Source organism: Thiomicrospira pelophila DSM 1534 (assembly GCF_000711195.1).
Taxonomy (GTDB): Bacteria; Pseudomonadota; Gammaproteobacteria; order Thiomicrospirales; family Thiomicrospiraceae; genus Thiomicrospira; species Thiomicrospira pelophila.
Genome location: NZ_JOMR01000001.1, coordinates 1,122,439 through 1,143,926 on the forward strand (window position 1 = coordinate 1,122,439; position 21,488 = coordinate 1,143,926).

Annotated in this window: 19 protein-coding genes; 12 read left to right on the plus strand and 7 right to left on the minus strand. The window is 43.7% G+C overall.

Translation table 11 applies throughout. From position 1 onward, the window contains the following. Positions 1 to 142: 142 nt before the first annotated feature. From N746_RS0105420 to N746_RS0105465, 10 genes are all read left to right on the plus strand, one after another. Positions 143 to 1,219 carry an HD domain-containing phosphohydrolase gene (locus N746_RS0105420; RefSeq protein WP_029934625.1) on the plus strand — a complete coding sequence of 359 codons (1,077 nt, stop codon included), beginning with the start codon at positions 143 to 145 and terminating at the stop codon, positions 1,217 to 1,219. Continuing rightward, a complete protein-coding gene (locus tag N746_RS10650) occupies positions 1,216 to 3,903 on the plus strand; it encodes an ATP-binding protein (RefSeq protein ID WP_051678532.1) in 2,688 nt (895 codons plus the stop codon). The genes N746_RS0105420 and N746_RS10650 overlap by 4 nt, the downstream gene beginning before the upstream one ends. A 102-nt stretch (positions 3,904 to 4,005) precedes the next feature. Beyond that, positions 4,006 to 5,682 carry a cation:proton antiporter gene (locus N746_RS0105430; RefSeq protein ID WP_051678533.1) on the plus strand — a complete coding sequence of 559 codons (1,677 nt, stop codon included), beginning with the start codon at positions 4,006 to 4,008 and terminating at the stop codon, positions 5,680 to 5,682. Then, complete coding sequence (locus N746_RS10655) at positions 5,675 to 6,628, plus strand: universal stress protein (RefSeq protein ID WP_029934630.1); 954 nt, start codon at positions 5,675 to 5,677, stop codon at positions 6,626 to 6,628. The genes N746_RS0105430 and N746_RS10655 overlap by 8 nt, the downstream gene beginning before the upstream one ends. A gap of 84 nt (positions 6,629 to 6,712) precedes the next feature. Then, positions 6,713 to 8,695 (plus strand): monovalent cation:proton antiporter family protein, encoded by a 1,983-nt coding sequence (locus N746_RS0105440; RefSeq protein WP_029934631.1) that lies wholly within the window; start codon positions 6,713 to 6,715, stop codon positions 8,693 to 8,695. Between the two features lie 88 nt (positions 8,696 to 8,783). Continuing rightward, positions 8,784 to 9,806 carry a tetraacyldisaccharide 4'-kinase gene (gene lpxK / locus N746_RS0105445; RefSeq protein WP_029934632.1) on the plus strand — a complete coding sequence of 341 codons (1,023 nt, stop codon included), beginning with the start codon at positions 8,784 to 8,786 and terminating at the stop codon, positions 9,804 to 9,806. Then, complete coding sequence (locus tag N746_RS0105450; protein WP_029934633.1) at positions 9,803 to 10,009, plus strand: Trm112 family protein; 207 nt, start codon at positions 9,803 to 9,805, stop codon at positions 10,007 to 10,009. Before lpxK ends, N746_RS0105450 begins: the two co-directional genes overlap by 4 nt. Before the next feature lie 41 nt (positions 10,010 to 10,050). After that, a complete protein-coding gene (gene kdsB, locus N746_RS0105455) occupies positions 10,051 to 10,818 on the plus strand; it encodes a 3-deoxy-manno-octulosonate cytidylyltransferase (RefSeq protein WP_029934634.1) in 768 nt (255 codons plus the stop codon). Between the two features lie 9 nt (positions 10,819 to 10,827). Further along, positions 10,828 to 11,043, plus strand: a complete 216-nt coding sequence (locus tag N746_RS0105460; RefSeq protein ID WP_029934635.1) for a hypothetical protein — start codon at positions 10,828 to 10,830, stop codon at positions 11,041 to 11,043. Then, positions 11,040 to 11,552, plus strand: a complete 513-nt coding sequence (locus N746_RS0105465; RefSeq protein ID WP_029934637.1) for a hypothetical protein — start codon at positions 11,040 to 11,042, stop codon at positions 11,550 to 11,552. The genes N746_RS0105460 and N746_RS0105465 overlap by 4 nt, the downstream gene beginning before the upstream one ends. 85 nt (positions 11,553 to 11,637) lie before the next feature. Here the strand turns inward: N746_RS0105465 and infA are convergent, their stop codons facing one another. From infA to aat, 7 genes are all read right to left on the minus strand, one after another. After that, positions 11,638 to 11,856, minus strand: a complete 219-nt coding sequence (gene infA / locus N746_RS0105470; protein ID WP_029934638.1) for a translation initiation factor IF-1 — start codon at positions 11,854 to 11,856, stop codon at positions 11,638 to 11,640. Between the two features lie 86 nt (positions 11,857 to 11,942). Beyond that, positions 11,943 to 12,203, minus strand: a complete 261-nt coding sequence (locus N746_RS0105475; protein ID WP_029934639.1) for an FAD assembly factor SdhE — start codon at positions 12,201 to 12,203, stop codon at positions 11,943 to 11,945. Continuing rightward, positions 12,200 to 12,901, minus strand: coding sequence for a succinate dehydrogenase iron-sulfur subunit (locus N746_RS0105480; protein WP_029934640.1), 702 nt, complete (start codon positions 12,899 to 12,901; stop codon positions 12,200 to 12,202). The genes N746_RS0105475 and N746_RS0105480 overlap by 4 nt, the downstream gene beginning before the upstream one ends. A 19-nt stretch (positions 12,902 to 12,920) precedes the next feature. Continuing rightward, positions 12,921 to 14,714, minus strand: coding sequence for a succinate dehydrogenase flavoprotein subunit (gene sdhA / locus N746_RS0105485; protein ID WP_029934641.1), 1,794 nt, complete (start codon positions 14,712 to 14,714; stop codon positions 12,921 to 12,923). Continuing rightward, a complete protein-coding gene (gene sdhD, locus N746_RS0105490) occupies positions 14,711 to 15,052 on the minus strand; it encodes a succinate dehydrogenase, hydrophobic membrane anchor protein (protein WP_038125892.1) in 342 nt (113 codons plus the stop codon). Before sdhD ends, sdhA begins: the two co-directional genes overlap by 4 nt. After that, complete coding sequence (gene sdhC, locus N746_RS0105495; RefSeq protein WP_051678534.1) at positions 15,049 to 15,444, minus strand: succinate dehydrogenase, cytochrome b556 subunit; 396 nt, start codon at positions 15,442 to 15,444, stop codon at positions 15,049 to 15,051. The genes sdhD and sdhC overlap by 4 nt, the downstream gene beginning before the upstream one ends. Positions 15,445 to 15,553: 109 nt before the next feature. Then, positions 15,554 to 16,276 (minus strand): leucyl/phenylalanyl-tRNA--protein transferase, encoded by a 723-nt coding sequence (gene aat, locus N746_RS0105500; protein ID WP_038125894.1) that lies wholly within the window; start codon positions 16,274 to 16,276, stop codon positions 15,554 to 15,556. Positions 16,277 to 16,424: 148 nt separating this feature from the next. Between aat and dnaE the strand changes: the two genes are divergently transcribed. Both dnaE and N746_RS10660 read left to right on the plus strand, forming a co-directional pair. Further along, complete coding sequence (gene dnaE / locus N746_RS0105505; RefSeq protein WP_029934647.1) at positions 16,425 to 19,904, plus strand: DNA polymerase III subunit alpha; 3,480 nt, start codon at positions 16,425 to 16,427, stop codon at positions 19,902 to 19,904. Further along, a complete protein-coding gene (locus tag N746_RS10660; protein ID WP_162173030.1) occupies positions 19,901 to 21,421 on the plus strand; it encodes a sensor domain-containing diguanylate cyclase in 1,521 nt (506 codons plus the stop codon). The genes dnaE and N746_RS10660 overlap by 4 nt, the downstream gene beginning before the upstream one ends. Positions 21,422 to 21,488: the final 67 nt, after the last annotated feature.

Sequence of the window (21,488 nt, forward strand, 5' to 3'; positions counted from 1 at the left end):
CCCTAATAATGTGAGGTTTTTCTTGTTGTATTTAGCTGTTTAGTATAATTTAATCATTAAAAACGTTATTTGAGTTTAAATACTAGATGAAACTTATACTTATACCTAAGCCAGTACCCAAACCGTTTAAGCGAGATGCTTTATGAAATCATCCCCCATTCCTATTGAAGACTCGAATTTCTTGATCATTGATGATAACAAAATGAACATTAATGTGGTCGAGGCCACCTTAGCATCAGGTGGCTACCGGAATTTTACCTCAGTGGTCAATGCGTTAGATATTGCCGACTTGATTCGAGATCAAGAATTTGACCTAGTGTTGTTAGATATCAACATGCCAATTATGGATGGCTTTTCGGTATTGGCTTTATTTGAACAACATTGGAGTGTGGCTAACCGACCACCCGTAATTATGGTGACGGCACAAGTCGATGAAGAAAGCCGAATTCGTGCACTAGAGGTTGGTGCGAGCGATTATTTAACCAAGCCCTTTAACCGTATAGAGCTGTTAAAAAGGGTTGCGATTCATTTACAGAATTGGCATATGAAGCGCGCGCTGCAATCGGAAAATAAAGTTTTGACCTCTGAAGTGCAAGCACGCACCAAAGCACTTGAAGAAGCAAAAATGGAAATGATTTACCGGCTAGGGCGTGCGGCTGAATACCGCGATAATGAAACCGGTAATCATGTCAAACGTGTGAGTTTGATTGCGCAAGCCATGGCTGAAGAGTTGGGAATGGATGCCGATTATTGTGAGTTGATTGCTATCGCCTCTCCTATGCACGATATAGGTAAAATCGGGGTGTCGGATACTATTTTGCTCAAACCCGGCAAGTTAAATGATGACGAGTATTTATTAATGCAAGAACACGTTAAAATCGGCGCTGAAATCTTGTCTAATTCGGACTCTGACTTATTGAAAATGGCACACGAAATTGCCTTAACTCACCATGAAAAATACAACGGAAAAGGCTATCCATATGGCTTAAAAGCCGAACAAATTCCATTATCTGGACGAATTGTTGCGGTAGCGGATGTGTTTGATGCCTTAACCTCAGAACGTCCTTATAAGAAGGCTTGGTCTACCGCGCAAGCGGTAGCATTAATTGAGCGTGAAAAAGGCCAGCATTTTGATCCAGTGTTGGTCGAGGTCTTTTTAAAAATCCTTCCTAAAGTCCAGTTAATTTGCGATCGCTACCAAGAGCTCCCACCCACATGAGAAATTCATTATTAGCTAAGAATGTTCAATTATCAATAATCAGCTTGTTATTGTTGTTTGCAGTGGGGTTGGTCTCGTTGTTTTTTGTGTATGAGTATTATTTAGACCAGGTAGAAAATCGCCATCAAACCCGCCAGGCTATATTGCTAGAAGAACGCATTGATAAAAAACAAAAGATTTTGCATGGTGTGGCGGTTGCCTTGTCTAATGTTTCAACTATACGCGACGCACTAGCCTATCAAGATCGTGAAGCGTTAATTCGCGAACTGGGTCATTTAAGACAAGAGTATGCTAAGTGGACTGGGTTTGTGAACTATGCGTTCCATGCCATTTCATATGATGGGCGCTCATTGTATAAGTCTTATGACCCCGACTCTTATGGTCAGGATGTGACTGAACACCCAATGATTAAAAAAGTGATGGCTGAAGCGACGACTGTAACCCAGGTGGATAAGGGTGGGTTTGGTAATGTTTATCGAGTCATTACTATTCAACCTGTGTTTGCTTTGGACTCTAATGAGTTGGTTGGTTATATGACGATTTCTCAAGGTCTTAAACAAATTTTGATGGAGTTTGAAGCCGATGGAATGGAGTATTTGGTCTTTGAGCAAGACACGGGTGCATCGATTGTAGAAGCCGATCAAAAATACGTCCTGGATAATGGACGTTATTTTGTAGATCGCCCATTAGCGGGTTGGACACTTTCTCGGGCTGAAGCTATTCAGCCTGAAATGCAAAAGAAACAGGGCTGGTACTATCAGACCAAACCGATTTTTGATGAGTTGAATAATGTTCGAGCTTTTCATTTGATTGCTGTGCCAGAAAAGGTACTCAGACAGCAAGCATTGTCTTTAACGTTAAAATTGGCTTGGATTTTATTAGCCATTTATGCCTTAGTATTCCTAATGTTAATGATACAAATGGGGTTGTTGCGTTCAAGTGTATTGAAGCCGATGCGTGACATGAGTCGTACAATTAAAAATATTATAAAAACTAAGCAGTACAATCAGTCTGTTGAAGTATTACGTAAAGATGAAATAGGTGAGATGTCAACGCTGTTTAACCAACTATTGGTCAGAACAAATAACCTAATTTTCAATCTGAAATATTTAAATATCGCAATAGATAAAACGCTAATTGTTTCTCGAGCTGATCGATATGGAAACATCACGAGTGTGAATGACAATTTTTGTCATATTAGCGGTTATACGGCTGAAGAGTTAATTGGTTCACCACATAACTTGGTACGTCACCCTGATATGTCGAAGGATGTGTTTGAGGACTTGTGGCACACAATCCAAAACAAACAAATATGGCGTGGTGAAATCAAAAACTTAGGTAAAGACGGCACAAGTTATTATGTTATGTCCTACATTATTCCAATCTTGGATCAGAAAGATAATCTAGTCGAATACCTTTCAATCCGTCAAGATATTACTTTAATTGTTGAGTTGAGAGAAACCTTACAAAGGGCTTTGGTTTCGGCGGAATATGAGAAGTCGGTGGCGCAAACAGCCAATAAAGCCAAGTCTGAATTTTTATCTTCCATGACTCATGAACTTAGAACCCCTTTAAATGCGATTATCGGGTTTTCTCAATTGCTAAATATCTCAAACTTAACAGACGGGCAACGTGAACAAGTTGAGATTATTCAATCCAGTGGTAAACATTTGCTGCAGTTGATTAATGATGTTTTGGAATTTGCTAAACTCGAAAGTGGCAAACTTAAAATTTCACTTGAACCGGTATTGGCGAAGAAGGTAGTTAAAGAAGCGATCACTTTGACCGAGTCAGAAGCCAAAGCTCATAATGTCACGTTGGTATATAAGACACTTGATACGGATGAGGTGGTGATTGCGGATAGGTTAAGACTGAAACAAGTGATATTGAACTTAATCAGTAATGCAATCAAATACAATAAACCAAATGGTGAAGTCCGGCTCAGTTGCCAAATTACGCATAAATCAAATCAGGATTATTGGGAGTTAAGTGTAAAGGATACTGGGGTCGGAATTGCTAAGTCTTATCTTGATAAGGTGTTTGAACCCTTTAATCGCTTAGGGCATGAAACCTCTAATATTGAAGGGACTGGTATCGGTTTAAGTATTGCACTGGATTTGGTGAATCAAATGCAGGGTTATTTAAGTGTTACCAGTGAAGAAGGGCGCGGTTCTGATTTTAGGCTGGGTCTGCCGCTTCAAGCATCTAATCTAGAAAAATTGCCATCAACCTTAGAGGATGAAAACTTTCAATCTAAGCCGTCTAACTTAGTCCATTTAACCGAAGTCTCAAAAAAGTTTCGAATACTTTATATTGAAGATAATCATGCCAATATGAAGTCCATGTCGAATATTGTCGCTTCCTTGAATGATTTGGAATTTAAAATTGCACCCACTGTAGAAAACGGTTTGGAGATCGCTAAGCGCTGGCCACCACATTTGGTACTGCTGGATAGTAATTTACAGGGTTGGAATAATGGTGAGGCTTTAACTTTGTTTAAATCCATACCCACTCTTACCCGGTATAGTACGCAGTTTTATGCAATAAACACGCAGAGCAATCCAGGGGAAATAGAGGATTTAATTAAACTTGGATTTGATGGTTCTATCACTAAGCCATTCGAGAGGGATGACATTTATAAAGTGATTAATGATTGCCGCAAGGTGGTTCGTGCTATCGAATAATGAGTAAGTACCGCGTAAATTAATGTGATCAAGTTGGTTTTAGTTCTCTAGGTGCTAGAATGTTACTCTATTTCATATTAACCAATCTCGATTGGAGAAGTTATGTTTGAAAGTGCGTTTGTCGAGTTTGGTATTTTATTAGCTGTATCCGCTATTGTCGGTTTTATAGCGATGCAGCTTCGCCAGCCTTTAATTGTGGCGTTTATTGCGGTTGGGATTCTTGTCGGGCCAGCGGTGTTTGGCGTCGTAACACTAAATGAACAAATCAATCTGCTTGCGCATTTGGGCATCGCGATTCTATTATTTGTGGTGGGCTTAAAGCTCGATTTGCACATTATTCGAACCATGGGTGTGGTCGCTTTATTTACCGGCCTAGGTCAGGTTTTATTTACTTCGGTGTTTGGGTTTTTAATTGCTTTGTCCCTTGGTATGTCACCCATCGGAGCGCTCTATGTCGCCGTTGCGTTAACCTTCTCCAGTACCATTATTATCGTTAAACTTTTATCCGACAAACGTGAGCTAGATGCCCTACATGGTCGTATTGCAATCGGTTTTTTGATTGTGCAGGATATCGTCGTTGTGTTGGCGATGATTGGTTTAACTGCATTGGGCCAAAACGATGGCACCACTAATATGGGTTTGGAAGCCTTTATGGTATTAACTAAAGGCGTGTTTATGCTGATGGTGGTCGCCTTGTTGATGCGTTATGTGATTCCGGGATTGCTTAATCGTTTAGCTCGTTCACCTGAGCTACTTATTCTGTTTGCCATTGCTTGGGCCGTTATGGGGGCTGCTGCGGGTCAAATGCTTGGCTTCAGCCAAGAGGTCGGAGCTTTCTTGGCCGGCATTTCACTTGCGTCAACCCATTATCGTGAATTGATTGGTGCACGTTTAGTCAGTTTGCGTGATTTTTTGTTGCTATTTTTCTTTATCAGCTTGGGCGCTAGCCTTGAGATGGAAACCCTTGGTGCTCAAGTAACCCCGGCGCTTATTTTGTCGGTGTTTGTTTTAATTGGTAACCCTTTGATTGTTATGGCGATTATGGGGTATATGGGGTATCGAAAACGAACTGGTTTTTTAGCCGGTTTAACAGTCGCTCAGATTTCAGAGTTCTCTTTAATCTTAGCCGCTCTAGGCTTTAATTTAGGTCATATCGATCAAGAAACGGTCGGCTTAATTACGTTGGTTGGCTTAATCACAATTTCAGCTTCAACCTATATGATTCTTTATTCACACCCAATTTACGAAAAATTGGCTCCTTACATGAGTGTGTTTGAACGCAAAGTGCCATATCGAGAAACCGAGTTTGACCAAGACTTGCCGGCTAAATCAACAGATGTAATTGTATTTGGTCTAGGGCGTTTTGGTATGGTGATTGCACAAAACCTACAAAAACAAGGTAAAACGGTTTTAGCAATTGATTTTAATCCTGATTTGGTACGCGAGACTTCAAATCACGGTGTACCTACCCGTTATGGGGACGCCGAAGACCCCGAATTTATTGCTAGCTTGCCATTGCATGAAGCGAGTTGGGTGGTGGGGACGATGCGTGATCGGAACTTAAGTTTGGCATTATACAAGTCATTAAAGTCCGATCAGTATCAAGGCAGGGTGGCCTTAGCAGCAACACATCAAAATGATGCCGAATATTTTAAAGAGTTGGGTGTGGATATGGTGATGGTTCCGTATCATGATGCGGCGTTAGAAGCGGTCAACCGATTAACAACCGATATTAGTACAGCAACAGCAAGCCAGGATTTAGGAGCAAAACATGTTTGAAGTAAATCGTATTTTATTGGTTTCTCAAAACCCGGCAGAAGAACAGTCGCTGTTCGATTGGAGTTTGGCTCTAGCCAAACGTAAGCAGGCGAGTATTAAATGTTTGCGTGTATTGCCGGCTATGAGTTCGAGTGTCTCAGTTTTATTGGATGAGAGTTCAATTAGGGAGTTAGTAAAAAAACAAACTCAGCATGCGTTCGAATCCATGCAAGATTGGTCTATTCAAGCGCGCGAACAGGGTGTTGTGCTTGAGACACAGGTTGAATTTGGCAAGCTTTTTTATAAAACTGTTCAACAAGTACTAATAGATCAAGTCGACTTGGTGGTTAAGCAAACAGATGAAGATGTAAAGAATCTAGCTCACCATGTGTTTGGTAGTCAGGATATGCATTTACTGCGCAAATGCCCCTGTCCTTTGTTATTACATCAACAAGGTTCGCCAGTCACTTTAAATAAGGTGATGGCAAGTATTGATGTGGATATTGAGTCTGAAAGCTTACAAGTCGAGCCGTTAAATCAAGTGATTTTATCGGTAGCTCAGGATATGGCCCAAGCGGATAATGCCTTTTTGCATATTGCGCATGCTTGGCAGGCCGATGCTGAAAATTTGGTGCGGTATTGGAATAGTGATTTGTCTGATGAAGACATGTTGCGGTTTAGTGAAAAAATTCGTCAACAACATCTGTCGGCGCTTGAATATGAAATTCGTGCCGCGCGTGATGCGATGCCAGATGTTCAGGTGCATGCGGCTAAAGGTGATGCGAAAGAAGTCATACCAAAGTTGGTGTCAAACCACGGTATTGATTTGTTAGTTATGGGCACGATTGGTCGGATCGGTTTACCAGGCTTGATGATTGGTAATACCGCCGAATCCATTTTGGAACAAGTTGAGTGTTCGGTGTTGGCGATTAAACCAGCGAGTTTTATTACGCCTATCCGTATTTAATAAAGCTTGCTGAAACTGGGTTATAAGAAAAGCTTATCGTTTGCTATAATTGCGATAATTTAAGCCTACGATAAGGATTGCCGCATGCTAGAACAAGCGCTTACACAAGTTTTATTGTTGCTTGCGGTTACGGTTTTTATCATTTTGCTTTTCCAACGCTTACAAATTCCAGCCAGCTTAGCCTATCTGGCGGTTGGGATTTTGTTAGGTGAGCACACCGCCGGTCCGGTGGTCAGTGAAGAGTATGTCAGGTTAATCGCTCAGTTTGGTATTGTCTTTCTTCTTTTTACGATCGGTTTAAGTTTCTCTATGGCGCAAATTTATGCGTCGCGCCACACTATTTTAGGCTTAGGCACTGCACAGGTGGTTTTAACCACTGCGGTGGTCGCGCTTATTTTATGGTTTATGGGTGTGCCGAGCGTTGCGGCTTTTGTCATCGGCGCTATTTTTGCCCAATCCTCAACCACCATTATCTCTAAACAACTGGTAGAACAGGGTGAAGATCAAACCCGTCATGGACGTTTGGGCGTGACTTTGTCGGTGTTTCAGGATATTACGGCGGTGCCGTTTGTCGTGATTATTCCGGTTTTGGCGGTAGCCTCCACCCAAGCTTTGGCGATGGATTTAGGCTGGGCGATGTTTAAAGCAGTATTAGCATTTTTGATCGTATTTGTTTTAGGACGTTATTTGCTTAAACCGTTTTTTCATATGGTCGCACAACGTGGTTCGGCGGAACTGTTTACCTTAACGGTGCTATTGGTTTCTTTAGTAGCGGCTTGGACAACCATGAGTCTTGGTTTATCCATGGCGTTTGGCGCCTTTTTGGCTGGTATGATGTTGGCCGAAACGGAGTTTCGCCATCAAGTTGAGTCTACGATTCGACCTTTTCGGGATGTATTGCTCGGTTTATTTTTTGTCAGTATTGGTATGTTGGTCAACCCGTCTATCCTGCCGGATATTTGGGTTGAAGCCTTATTGGGTGCATTGGCGTTATTGACGGTTAAGCTATTATTGGTGACGGCAATTGTTAAACTCTCAGGGGTCGATTTTGCGACCGCTTTGCGTACTGGTTTGTTATTGGCGGTGGGCGGTGAATTCGGGTTTGCCTTGCTGGCAATTGGGATTGAAAATTCGATTTTAGAAGAACGTATGTCCCAAGTGGTTTTGACCGCCGTGCTGTTTTCTATGATCTTGGCACCGTTTTTAATTCGCTACAATCAGAGGATTGCGAGTTGGTTTAAACCTAAAGCTGATCAAGGTGTCAGTACGGATTTAACGATTGAACAAACCCCGCCTGATAATCAAAACAGCCACGTGATTATTGCTGGTTATGGTCGTATAGGTCAGATTGTGGGGCATATGCTGGAAAAAGAAAGTGTGCCCTATGTCGCACTTGATATGGATTCAGGGCGTGTAAAGGAAGCACGGTTAGGTGGTGAGCCAGTTTATTATGGTGATTCATCCGACATCGCCGTGCTTGAAAGTGTAGGCTTGATGCGGGCTAAATTGGTGTTAATTTGTCATGACGATTTGCCCTCTACTTTAAAAACACTCAAGCTGGTTCGTCAAACCAGTCCAAAAATTCCGATACTGGTTCGAACCCGCGACGAAATGCATGTTGAAGAATTGCAAAAAGCGGGCGCAACTGAAGTGATTCCAGAAACATTTGAAGCCGGTTTAATGTTAGGTTCACACGCAATGTTGGCATTAAAAATGCCTTTAGCCAAAGTCGCCCGAACCTTGCAGGACAACCGTGTAAGTCGTTACCAAATGATGCGAGAACTCTTTAGAAGCACGGTAGAAATTAACGATTGTCGAAACTTACCCGAATTTTTGCATTCGGTGGTCTTAACCGAAGGCAGTTCAGCCATTGGTCAAACCTTATCTGAACTCAAACTAGAACAAGATGACCTCGTCTTGAATGCCTTGGTGCGAAGTGGCGAGCGCAACTTAACGCCTGATCCAGAAACCCAGTTAGAGCGTGATGATGTGTTGGTATTGTTTGGCGCAAATGAAAACTTGAGACGAGTTGAAAGCCGTCTGACAAATTATTGTGCGATTAATTAGCTTTAAACGTCAGATGTGTTTAATCACCAGGCCTGGTGCTAAGGAAAAAGATGATTACAGAAATAAAAGCTAACAAGAGGATGTTCATTTGAGTTGGCCAAGTTTTTGGTTAAAAGCCGATTGGCGTAGCGCTTTATTAAAACCTTTATCTAAAGCAGTGTGTTGGTTGGCGCGTCGTCGGCTCGCCCAGTTTCGCCAAGCCCCACCACAATCACCAGGCCTGGTGGTTGTGGTGGGCAATATTGTAGTCGGCGGTTCGGGTAAAACGCCATTTATTCAATGGCTCGGTCGTCAGCTCAAAGCGCGTGGATTGACCTTTGGGGTTATTAGCCGTGGCTATGGTGGTCAGTCCAAAACCTGGCCACAAGTTGTTACGTCAGATTCAGCACCAGGCCTGGTAGGGGACGAGCCGGTATTAATTGCACAAAGCTTAGCCTGTCCGGTGGTGGTGGCGCCGAAACGTGCTGAGGCTTTAGCGCTAATGCAGCGGCAGTTTGGTGTGGATGTGGTGATTAGTGATGATGGTTTGCAACACTATGCTTTGGCACGTGATATTGAGGTCGTGCTACTGGACTCTTCGCGCCCGAATAATGGTTTAGGTAATGGATTATGTATGCCAGCCGGACCTTTACGTGAACCCCCTTTGCGATTAAATGAGGTGGGTTTCGTGGTGTTTAATGGCGATCAACCCGCTTTGTTTGAGTTTAATAGACCATTGCTCGGTACAATGCGACTCAAACCTCACTATTTTTATGCGCTTAATCAGCCTGGCAAACGGCTTGATATTCAAGCATTTTCAGGTCAATCCGGTTATGCGATGGCCGGAATCGGCAATCCCGCACGTTTTTATCAGACTTTGGAGGAATTGGCGGTGAAGGTGGAACCACTGAACTTTAGTGATCATCATGCTTATAGGCTTGAGGACTTTAAATCGTTAGACACACAAAAACCCGTGTTTATGACAGCTAAAGATGCGGTAAAATGTCAAGAATTCGCAGCAGACAACTGGTGGGTGTTGGAAGTGGAGCCTGAATGTTCCGACGAATTCGCGCAAGGTTTATTGAATCAAATAAGCCAGCACCCCAAACTTAAACATAAGGCAAGCACATGACGTTAAACCCGAACTTATTGGATATTCTGGTTTGTCCTATCAGCAAAACCAAGCTGGTGTATGACAAGTCCAAGCAAGAGTTGATTTCGACCGCGGCTAATTTAGCGTTTCCGGTGCGTGATGGTATTCCGGTTATGCTAGAGGAAGAGGCACGCCAGATTACGCCAGATGAGGCCGAACACTACCGTAAGCTGAAGTCTTAATCCAAGCTTGTTTATTTCGCACTTACCTTTAAGGCTCAACTATGTCTTTTAATGTGATCATTCCCGCGCGTTTTGCATCCAGTCGTTTACACGGTAAACCTTTGATGGATATTCACGGTCATCCGATGATTTATTGGACCTGGCAGCAAGCACTTAAGTCCGGAGCGCAACGTGTCGTGATTGCAACCGAATCTGAGCAAGTCAAAGCCGTTTGCGAAGCGTTTGGTGCAGAGGTGTGTTTAACCAGCGAACACCATCAATCCGGCACCGAACGCATTGCTGAGGTGATTGATCAACTGTGCTTATTAGATAACGAAATTATCGTTAATTTGCAGGGCGATGAACCCATGTTACCGGAAGATCTTATTCACCAGGTCGCGCAAGCCTTAGAAGGTCGTCATGACGTGTTTATGGCCACGTTATGTGAGCCAATTGAGGATTTGGATACTTTATTCAGCCCTCACGCCGTTAAAGTGAGTCGTGACGCACAGAATTTTGCGATCAACTTTAGTCGTGCGCCTTTACCTTGGGCGCGTGACGAGTTTGCCAATGAACCTAAGGTTTTGCCGACCAATTGGCACTATAAGCGTCATATCGGTTTGTATGCCTACCGCGCAGGCTTTGTGAAACGTTATGTGGCGTGGCCGGAGTGCGATTTGGAACAGGTTGAAAAGTTAGAGCAATTGCGTGTGTTGTGGCACGGCGAAAAAATATTAGTAGAAGATGCTTTGTGTGATGCCGGAGTAGGGGTGGATACCCAAGCGCAACTGGAAAAAGTGCGCCAGTTGATTAAACCCGTAAAACCTTAATGAGATTGAATGTTTAAGTATATAACCCTAATTGGTGTTGTCATTTTTTTAGGCTGGCTATTAAAACGCCAGTGGCGTTTAAAAAAAATGCAGTGGAAAGGCGAACGTGTTCCAGAACAAAAAGGCTTACGCCCGATCACGTTATTAAGTGTGGTAATGGTCGTTTTATATGGCGGCTATATGCTGTGGTATCTAATCAATCAAATGTTGCAAACGGTGACATGAGTCAGTCTGAAAAAATCAAACTTGAACATGCCGCCGCCAAGCTTTTTATGCGGCTTTACGAAGCGAAGTATGGCATTAAAATGCGTCATATTTGGCATAATGAGCCACGTAAGCCCGATGTGACCTGCTATTTCGACCATCAAAAACTCGATTTAGAAATCGCGCATTTGTACGGAAGCGAAGCTGAAGCCATGCATTTGTTAGGTCGCGAACTAAAAGATGAAACCCGCCAAGCCTTAATCAATCTAATCCAAACCCCGCCAGATCATCGCTTACTTGAAGCTTTAAATCTATTGCTCAAAAACAAGGGCGATAAACATTATCATTCTGAACAAACTTGGCTCATCATTCGTAATGCCAATCCGCTTTGGACACGTGAAGATTTTGAGCGCAACTTACATTTGGTAAATTTACCGAAATCGCATCCTTTTGAACAAATCTGGCTGTTGGGGGATCTGCGAGGTGAAACCGGGATTTTGCAGCTTTATACTGATAACAGGGATAACTGAGTATAAGGAAAGAGTTAGTGAAAACAAAAAAGCCAGCGTTTGATAAATTCAATACGCTGGCTTTTTCTATCAATCGCGCAGACGATTATTTTCCGCGGTAGGTGATGCGACCTTTAGTTAAGTCGTAAGGTGTTAGTTCAACCTTAACCTTGTCGCCAGCCAAAATGCGAATGTAGTTCTTGCGCATACGACCCGAAATGTGAGCCAGAATTTCATGTCCATTTTCAAGTTGTACTTTGAACATAGTGTTTGGCAAGGTTTCTAGAACCGTGCCTTCAAATTCGATTACGTCTTGTTTTGCCATAAGTCCTTTCTAGGAATTGCCCTTGGATTAAAATTGTTGCGGATTATACCATGTTTTGAATAGGAAAATTTAAAAAATAATGAAACTCAACTAGGGGTTAAGTAGGTTTTGCGAATATCGGTTATCAGGGATTGAAAGCGGGGTGGACTAGAGTCAGGATGCATTAGCCAGTCAAATAATGTTTGATCATCTTGTTCGAGCAATTGGGTAAATTGGCTGATTAATTCGGGGTTATTCTGCTGACTTAATACTTTGTCAATATAAGCATCCAGCAATAATTCAGCTTCTAAATTACCGCGTCGAGCCGCTATCCGAATGGGGTTTAACCAGGCCTGGTGGTTCTTCATAGCGATTTTTTAAGCATCATATGCTTGATTTCAGAAATGGCTTTGCTTGGATCTAAGCCTTTTGGGCAGCTGCTGGTGCAATTTTGAATGTTGCGACAGCGGAAGGTTTTGTAGGGGTCATCCAAACTTTCTAAACGCAATTCGGTCTGTTGGTCGCGGCTGTCTTTTAAAAATCGACTCGCGGCTAGCAGCGCCGCTGGGCCTAAAAACTTATCCGGGTTCCACCAAAAGGAGGGACAGCTGGTGGTGCAACAGCCGCATAAAATACACTCATAACGGCCATCCAGTTGATCACGTTCCTGCGGACTTTGTAGATGCTCATGATCCAAATCTTTAATCGGCGCTTCGAGATAAGGGTCAACCGCGTGGTAGTGTTGGTAGAAGGTGTCCATATCAATTACCAGATCACGAATAACCGGCAGGCCGGGCAGAGGACGAATCGTAATGGGCTGGCTGAGTTCGGATAAACGTGTGATGCAACTTAGGCCATTTTTTCCATTAATATTCATGCCATCCGAGCCGCAAACCCCTTCACGGCAGGAGCTGCGAAAAGTGAGAGTTGGATCTTGTTCCTTTAGTTTTTGCAAGGCTTCGAGCAGCATCATATCGTCATTCAGCTCGGCTGAATTTAATTCAAACGTCTGAGTATAAGGAACGGCATCGACTTCTGGGTTAAAGCGGTAAATGATAAATTTCATAATGAGACCTTTAAAACCTTTAATAAACGCGAGCTTTGGGTTCAAAGCTTTCCACAGTGAGCGGTTTCAGTTGCACTGGTTTGTAATCCAGTTGATGTAAGTTAGAAAAATACAAACTGTGTTTTAACCAGGCCTGGTCGTCACGTTCAGGAAAGTCGATACGCGAGTGAGCGCCTCGGCTTTCTTCGCGCGCTAACGCACTGTGCAGCGTGGCGTAGCCGATGCTTAACAAATTATCCAACTCAAAGGCTTGCAGGCGTTCGGTATTAAAAACATTGGATTGATCCTGCAATCCCACCTTGCTTAAACGTTGGCTTAAGGCCTCGAGCTTAGGTAAAGCTTGCTGCATGGTGTCGTGATTACGGAATACGCCGCAGTGGTGTTCCATTACTTGTTGAAGGTCTTGTTTGATTTGACGAATTGAGTCGGTAGTGGTGTTTGAGTCGACTGAATTTTCAGTGGTTTGCCATTTTTGAATACGTTGTTCAACGGACGTTAAATCCAACACTGGATCAAAGCGTTCAGTTGATTTGTTTTTTAAACTCTGATTTAGGTGGCGAGCCGCCTCTCGACCAAAAACCACCAGGTCGAGTAGAGAGTTCCCTCCTAAACGGTTCGCGCCGTGTACGGAGACGCAAGCGGCTTCTCCAATTGCGTATAGCCCCGGCACCACACTAACTTGACCGTTTTCTTTTGTGATGACTTGGCCGTGTAAATTGGTGGGAATGCCACCCATCATATAGTGACAAGTCGGGTGAATCGGAATAGGGCTGTCAATCGGATCTTTACCCACAAAGGTTAAACAAATGTCACGAATACCGGGTAGGCGTTTTTTGATGAGCTCAGGATCAAGGTGAGTTAAGTCGAGCTCAATGTAGTCCTTATTGGGTCCACAACCACGACCTTCACGGATTTCAATCGAAATGGCTCGCGCCACCACATCACGAGAAGCCAAATCTTTCACTTTAGGGGCATAGCGTTCCATAAAAGTTTCGCCACTGGCGTTGCGTAATAGACCACCTTCTCCGCGTGCGCCTTCGGACATTAACATCCCTTTGCCTGCCACGCCGGTGGGGTGGAATTGCCAGAATTCCATGTCCATTAAGGGTAAACCGGCGCGTAACACCATGCCTAAACCGTCGCCGGTATTAATGGTGGCATTGGTGTTGGTGCGATAAACTTGGCCGGCTCCGCCGGTGGCGATCAGGATATGCTGTGCGCGCATTAAACGGTATTCACCGGTTTGAATGTCCAAACACATGACACCTGCAATTTGGCCAGCTTGGTTTTTGATTAAATCAAGCGCATAGTGTTCGGAAAAAATGCTGGAGCCGGCTTTCAGATTCTGTTGGTAAAGGCTATGCAAAATCGCATGACCAGTTCGGTCGGCCGCGGCGCAGGTGCGGGTCGCTTGTGATTTGCCAAACTCCTGACTTTGTCCACCAAACGGCCGTTGATAAATTTTGCCTGAGTCTAAGCGCGAGAAGGGCACGCCAAAATGTTCAAGTTCGCGCACAATTTCACTGGCCTCGCGGCACATAAACTCAATCGCATCTTGGTCGCCTAAATAATCACTGCCTTTGATCGTATCAAACATATGCCAGTGCCAATTGTCAGCGGAGACATTACCCAGAGCCGCGTTGATGCCGCCTTGCGCCGCCACGGTATGCGAGCGCGTCGGAAAAACTTTGGAAATAACCGCGACCTGGTATTTTGACTCGGCCAATTCTAAAGCGGCACGTAAACCCGCACCGCCTGCGCCAATGATAATCGCGTCAAAATGAAAATTATCCGCTTGTAAGTTTGAGTTCATATAGACATTCCTATCAGTTGTGCCACTAACCAAGCTAAATTGGCGATGAGGAATAGCCAAAACAAGGCCATGCTTGATAATAAAGCAATTAAATAGCGTCTGGGCGCATAGTCAATCAACACATCACGCAGCCCAACCCAGGCGTGGATTAAACCTAAACCGACCGCCACCAGGCCTGGTATTAAAACGCCGGGTGAGGTTAAGAGGGTGGCTAATTGGTTAGCTGAATCAATGGCTTGGCTCAAGCTTAGCCAAGCCACATAAGGGAAAAAGATGGCAAGATAGAACCCACTAAGCATTTGCCAGACAAATGCACGTTGACCGCTTATTAATTTCATAACCAAATCCTCACCAAGATGAGCAAAGTGCCCACGCCCCAAACAGTAAAGCAGCCAATGGCCGCTTGCGGGGTTCTTAAAGCCGTTTTGATTCGGTTGCTGAGACAGAATTCAATTAATAAATGCCGAACTCCAGCGAGCCAGTGAAACCAGAGCGCCAGCCAAAACAAGCTCAAAAAAACTTGACCGCTTAGACTCGACAACCAGGCCTGGTGCTGAGCAAAGTCAGTCGGCATTAATATCATTTGATTAAGCAGAAGGAGCCAAATAAATAAGCTGAGGATTAAAATCACGCCACTAATACGATGGCTGATGGAAACAAGGGCGTTGAGCGGGAAATGGAAGTGCCATAAGCTTAAATTGACGGGCCGTTTATCGGTGCGCGGTATCATGAGCCTCTCTTCACTATCAAGGTGTTGCTGTTGGCTGACGGACGAACTGTGTTTGAATCTTATTCTATGACCGATGCTAAAGCAAATACGGCATTACCCTGTTTTACATTTATATAGGCTTAACTTTCCACGGATGAGGTTCGACCACGAGTGCGGTTTGTTGGTGAATAATGGCTTCAAACTCTTCACGCGCCAGCGTGGTTGCACCTAAACTTTTGAGATGGTCTGTTTCCATCTGGCAGTCAATCATCGGCCAGTTCCAGGCTTTAAGTTGCTGGCATAACGTCACTAAGGCGACTTTGGAGGCATCCGACATCAACGCAAACATGGATTCGCCAAAGAACATTTGGCCGACACTTAAACCATATAAGCCGCCAACCAATTGATCCTGATACCAAACTTCAACCGAATGTGCATTCCCACTTTGATGAAGTTGTAGCAAAGCTTGCTGCATATCCTGGCGAATCCACGTACCGTCCTGACCAGGCCTGGTGGTGGTTGCGCAAGCTTTTACTACGTCTAAAAAAGCCTGGTCAAAGCTGACCGTGAACTTCTCAGAGTTAAGGGTTTTGCGCAGGCTTTTACTGATTTTGACCTGGTCGGTAAACAGCACCGCACGCGGGTTGGGTGTCCACCAAGTGATAGGTTCATCGTCTCCCGACCAAGGAAAGATGCCTTGTGTATAGCTTTCCAACATCCACTCGGGGGTGAGTTTTTCAACCCCAACCGCTAATAAACCATTTGGCTCATCCAACGCTAAATGAGTGGGGGGAAAATGCGGTGGGAGCGAGTCATCAATCCAAATAGGTAGGTGGTCAGGGTAACTTCTCATAAGGGGTTTTGGGCTCTCATTCGGTTAAACAATTGGTTTAAATGACTTGTTAAAGGTTTTATGTCTGGCATTACCCGTGCATTATATTTAAAATAGCTTGCTTGTTTCGCGATGTTTAACGAGCCCCTCAATCTTTTATGCAAATTCTATGAATCAATTCGTCCACCTGCATGTTCACTCAGAATACTCTGTGGTGGATAGTCTGCTGCATATTAAGCCGTTGGTTTCGCAAGCGAGTAGCTTTCAGCAACCGGCTTTAGCCTTGACCGATCAAGGCAATATGTTTGCGCTGGTCAAATTCTACAATGCGGCGCGTAACGCGGGCGTTAAACCGATTCTGGGAGCGGATTTATTAGTCGAGCAGCCTGAAGGTGAAGTGTTCCGCATCACGGTTTTATGCCAAAACCAGCAGGGTTATTTAAACCTGTCTAAGTTGATCTCTAAAAGTTACTTATCTAATCAAAAAATCTGGAATCTACAGCAAGTTCCCTTGGTTGAACAGGCCTGGTTGTCGCAACATAATGCCGGTTTGATTGTATTGTCGGGTGCGCGTCAGGGTGATGTGGGTTTGGCGATTCTGGCCGAAAAACCAAACTTGGTTGCCAAGCGTGTCGAATGGTGGAGAACCCATTTTGATGGTCGCTATTATTTAGAATTAGTGCGCACTAATCGAGAGAATGAAGAACGCTATATTCAGGCCGCACTCGATGTAGCGGAGCGTTATGAGTTACCGGTGGTGGCCACCAACGATGTGCGATTCATGCAAGCGCAGGACTTTGAAGCACATGAAGTGCGCTGTTGTATTAACGGCGGTTATGTTTTAGATGATCCAAACCGTCCTAAACCTTTTTCGGAAGAGCAATATTTTCGTTCAAGCGATGAAATGTTGGCCTTGTTTGAGGATATTCCGGAGGCGATTCAAAACACGGTTGAAATCGCCAAACGCTGTAATTTAGAACTGGTCTTGGATGAATACTTCCTGCCAAACTTTCCGATTCCGGAAGGCTTGACGATGGATGAATTTTTCGATTTAGAGTGCCGTAAAGGCTTGGATGAACGTTTAGCGTTTTTATTTGGTCATTTAAGCGCGGATGAGCAGGCGGCTAAAAAGCAAGAATATGTGGCGCGCTTAGAGTTTGAGCTAAAAACCATTTTGCAAATGGGTTTCCCAGGTTACTTTTTAATTGTGGCCGACTTTATTCAATGGGCTAAAAATCATGCCATTCCGGTAGGCCCTGGACGAGGTTCTGGCGCAGGTTCGTTAGTGGCTTACTCGCTTAAAATTACCGACTTAGACCCGATTGAATACGATTTGCTTTTCGAACGTTTTCTAAACCCAGAACGTGTTTCCATGCCCGATTTCGACGTCGACTTTTGTATGGAGCGACGCGACGAAGTGATTGATTATGTGTCCCAGCATTATGGGCGCGACCATGTATCGCAAATTATCACCTATGGCACCATGGCCGCTAAAGCGGTGGTGCGCGACGTGGGGCGCGTATTAGGCAATGCTTACGGTATGGTGGATGGCGTCGCCAAGCTCATTCCCAACGAGCTGGGGATTAAGTTGGGCGAAGCGCTAGAAAAAGAAGAAGAATTAAAAAATCGTTATAACGAAGACGAAGATGTTAAAACCTTACTTGATTTGGGTTTAAAGCTTGAAGGCACAGTTCGTAATGTCGGTAAACACGCCGGCGGGGTGGTAATTGGCCCAAGGCCATTGGATGAGTTCTGTCCGCTTTATTCGGAAGCCGATGGTCGCAGCGTGGTTACTCAATTAGATAAAAACGATGTTGAAACCATTGGTTTGGTGAAGTTTGACTTCCTGGGTTTGCGTACCTTAACCATTATTGATTGGGCCTTGCAAGCGATTAACGAAGGCAAACAACCAGGAGATGAAGGTTTTGTTGATATCGCGCGCATTCCATTGGCTGATCAAAAAGTATTTGACCTGATTAAAACTGGCCGAACTACCGGTGTGTTCCAGCTGGAATCGAGCGGTATGCAAGATTTAATTCGTCGTCTGAAGCCGGATTCTTTTGAAGATATTATCGCCTTAGTGGCTTTGTTCCGTCCTGGCCCATTAGAGTCAGGCATGGTAGATAACTTTATTGCACGTAAGCACAAAAAAGAACCAGTCTCTTATCCGGATGCGCAATATCAGCACGAGTGTTTAAAGGAAACTCTAGAACCGACTTACGGCATTATTTTGTACCAAGAGCAGGTTATGCAGATCGCCCAGGTTATGTCGGGTTACACCCTAGGTCAAGCTGACATGCTGCGCCGAGCCATGGGTAAGAAAAAGCCAGAAGAAATGGCAAAGCAACGCGCTGGTTTTGCCGAAGGTGCGGCTAAAAACAATATTGATGCTGATTTGGCAATGAAAATTTTCGACCTGGTAGAAAAGTTCGCCGGTTACGGTTTTAACAAATCTCACTCGGCCGCTTATGCGTTGGTGTCTTATCAGTCTGCTTGGTTAAAAACTCACTACCCGGCGCACTTTATGGCGGCGCAAATTTCATCCGACATGGACAACACCGAAAAAGTCGTGCATATGATCAACGAGTGTTATGCGATGAACTTGAACCTTGTATCACCAGATATTAACCAGTGCCATATCAAGTTTAAAGCGAGCTCGACCGATACCATTTTGTATGGTTTAGGCGCGATTAAAGGGGTGGGGGAAGCCGCGTTAGTTGGGGTGATTCAGGATCGCAAAGAAAACGGGCCGTTTAAGGACTTGTTTGACTTTACCGCACGCGCTGGCAAAAAAATTAATCGTCGCTTAATTGAGGCGTTGATCCGCGCTGGCGCGTTAGATTGTTTGCACACCAATCGTCAAGCCATGTTATCCAGTGTGACTTTAGCCTTGCACCAAGCCGAACAACAACAAAAGAATGCGGACTCTGGTCAAGAAGACTTATTTGGTGCGCTCAGTTCAGATGAACCTGATTTAACCCCTGCGGCCAGCTTGGTAGACGTTCCGGAAATGATTGAGCGCCATAAATTAAAAGGCGAAAAGGACACACTTGGATTGTATTTGAGCGGTCACCCGATCGAAGCTTATCGTCAAGAACTCACCCATTATGTGTCGCAAAACCTGTCTAAGTTGACCCCAAATAAATACGATAAACGTTGGGTGGCAGGCCTGGTGGTCGGTGTTCGCGCTAAAAACACACGCAGTGGCGATAAAATGGGGTTTGTGACTTTAGATGACCGAACCGCACGTTTAGAAGCTGTGTTACGACCGGCGGTATTTAGCAGTGCGAAAGACATAATTGAACCTGATGTCGTGTTGCTAATGTATGGTACGGTGGCCGAAGATAGTTTTAATGGCGGAATTAAGCTCGATGCCGAACAGGTGGTTGCCTTGTCAGAAATGCGTATTAAAGAAGCGCGTGCTTTAAAACTCTACGCAGAATCGACTAGAATGAGCGAAACGGCACTGCAAGAGCTGTTGACGTTAGTGATGCCTTATAAATCTGAAACCGGCTTACCGTTGGTGCTGGAGTATCAAAACCGACAAGCCAAAGCACAGTTAAAATCAAACTGGTGGATTCGACCAGAAGACGATTTAATCGAAGCTTTAAACGCATTGGGATGGCAACCGGAAGTGGTGATGAAATGACAAATAAAATAAAGTGGAAATACCTAAGCATTATCTTTGGCTTTATTTTGATCAGTGTCGTAGTACAGACTATTAACGCGAATATAAAGCATCAAAAACAGCTGGAGTCTCAGGTTCAAAATCTGGGTGCGGATGCGCATTTATATTTTCAAGACTTAATTAAGGGGTTGAGTGATAAATATCTAATGCTTTCAATGCATTATGCTTATGAACCTCTTATGACGCCCTTAATGCAAGAACGTAATCATGAAGCTTTGTTAAATTATGTAAAGTCTGATTATGATCGTATGCGTTCCATTGAACCCAATCTTCACATAATGCATTTTATTGCGCCAGACAATCGTACAATTTTAAGATTACATCAACCGGAAGTTTATGGTGATGATTTGACTGAAATTCGCCCGATTGTTCGGGATGTAAATGCCACTAAACAATCGTTACAGGGTTTTGAAGTTGGCAAAAATGGTATTACTTATCGAATTACCACGCCCCTTATTAACCAAAATAAAGAATATTTAGGATTATTGGAGTTCGGTATCCGTCCTAACTATTTTGTTGAAAAGTTAGTGGATCGATTTGATGTTGAGTCTATGATTTTAGTGGAGTCAAGTTCTTTAGGTAAGTTGCAGACCACTTATGGCTTTGATAATTTAAACGGCTTTTCTATTATTCAACAAACGGCTCTGTTTGAAGAATTAGCTAATCAGATTAACTTAAAGCGCAACTCTCAGTTAGTTAAGTATCAAGGTCGAACCTATCTGGTGTTGACTCACTTGGACCAACCTAATCATCAAGGTGAAGTCGTGTCGAAAGTAGTGATCGCCACAGATATTACCGATATTCAAAATCAAAATCAGCGTTCATTGATAGCCGAATCCGTTCTTAACTTGCTCGTGTTACTGTTTTTATGGACGGTCATATATGTAATTTTTAGTCGTTATACCTATGCGTTAGAAAACTCTTACGACATGATTCAAGCTCTACATTTAAAAAGTCATCAACTACGTACTCAAGCGAATACGGATGAACTAACCGGATTGTATAATCGACGTTTTTTTAACGAGTCTTTGCAAAAAATACTTGATTATGGCCAAGCCGGAACCATGTTGTTTTTTGATATTGACCACTTTAAACAGCTTAACGATGCGCATGGACATCAGGCAGGTGATCAAGTATTAGTTGAGTTTGCGCAAATGTTGACCGGTTTTTTCCGTCAAGATGATTTAATTGTGCGCTGGGGCGGTGAAGAGTTTGCGGTTTTTATTAATAATATGCCAGAAGACGAAGCCTATCAAAAAGCGGAACGTTTCCGACAGTTTGTTGAAGCCTCAAGTAACAGTCATCAACCTTTCATGTTTACGATTAGTGGCGGGGTGGCCGCTATTGATTCAACGGGATCGCTGGATGAAGCTTTTAAATTGGCTGATCAACGTTTATATCAAGCGAAAGAAAAGGGCCGAAATCAAATTATTGGTCAGTTTAATAAAACAACCAGGCCTGGTAATAAAGAAGTTTAAAGCCGAGAAGGGCCAAAACGCGTTAGAATACGCCAAATTTTAGTAATACCTATTTGTACTTTGCAAT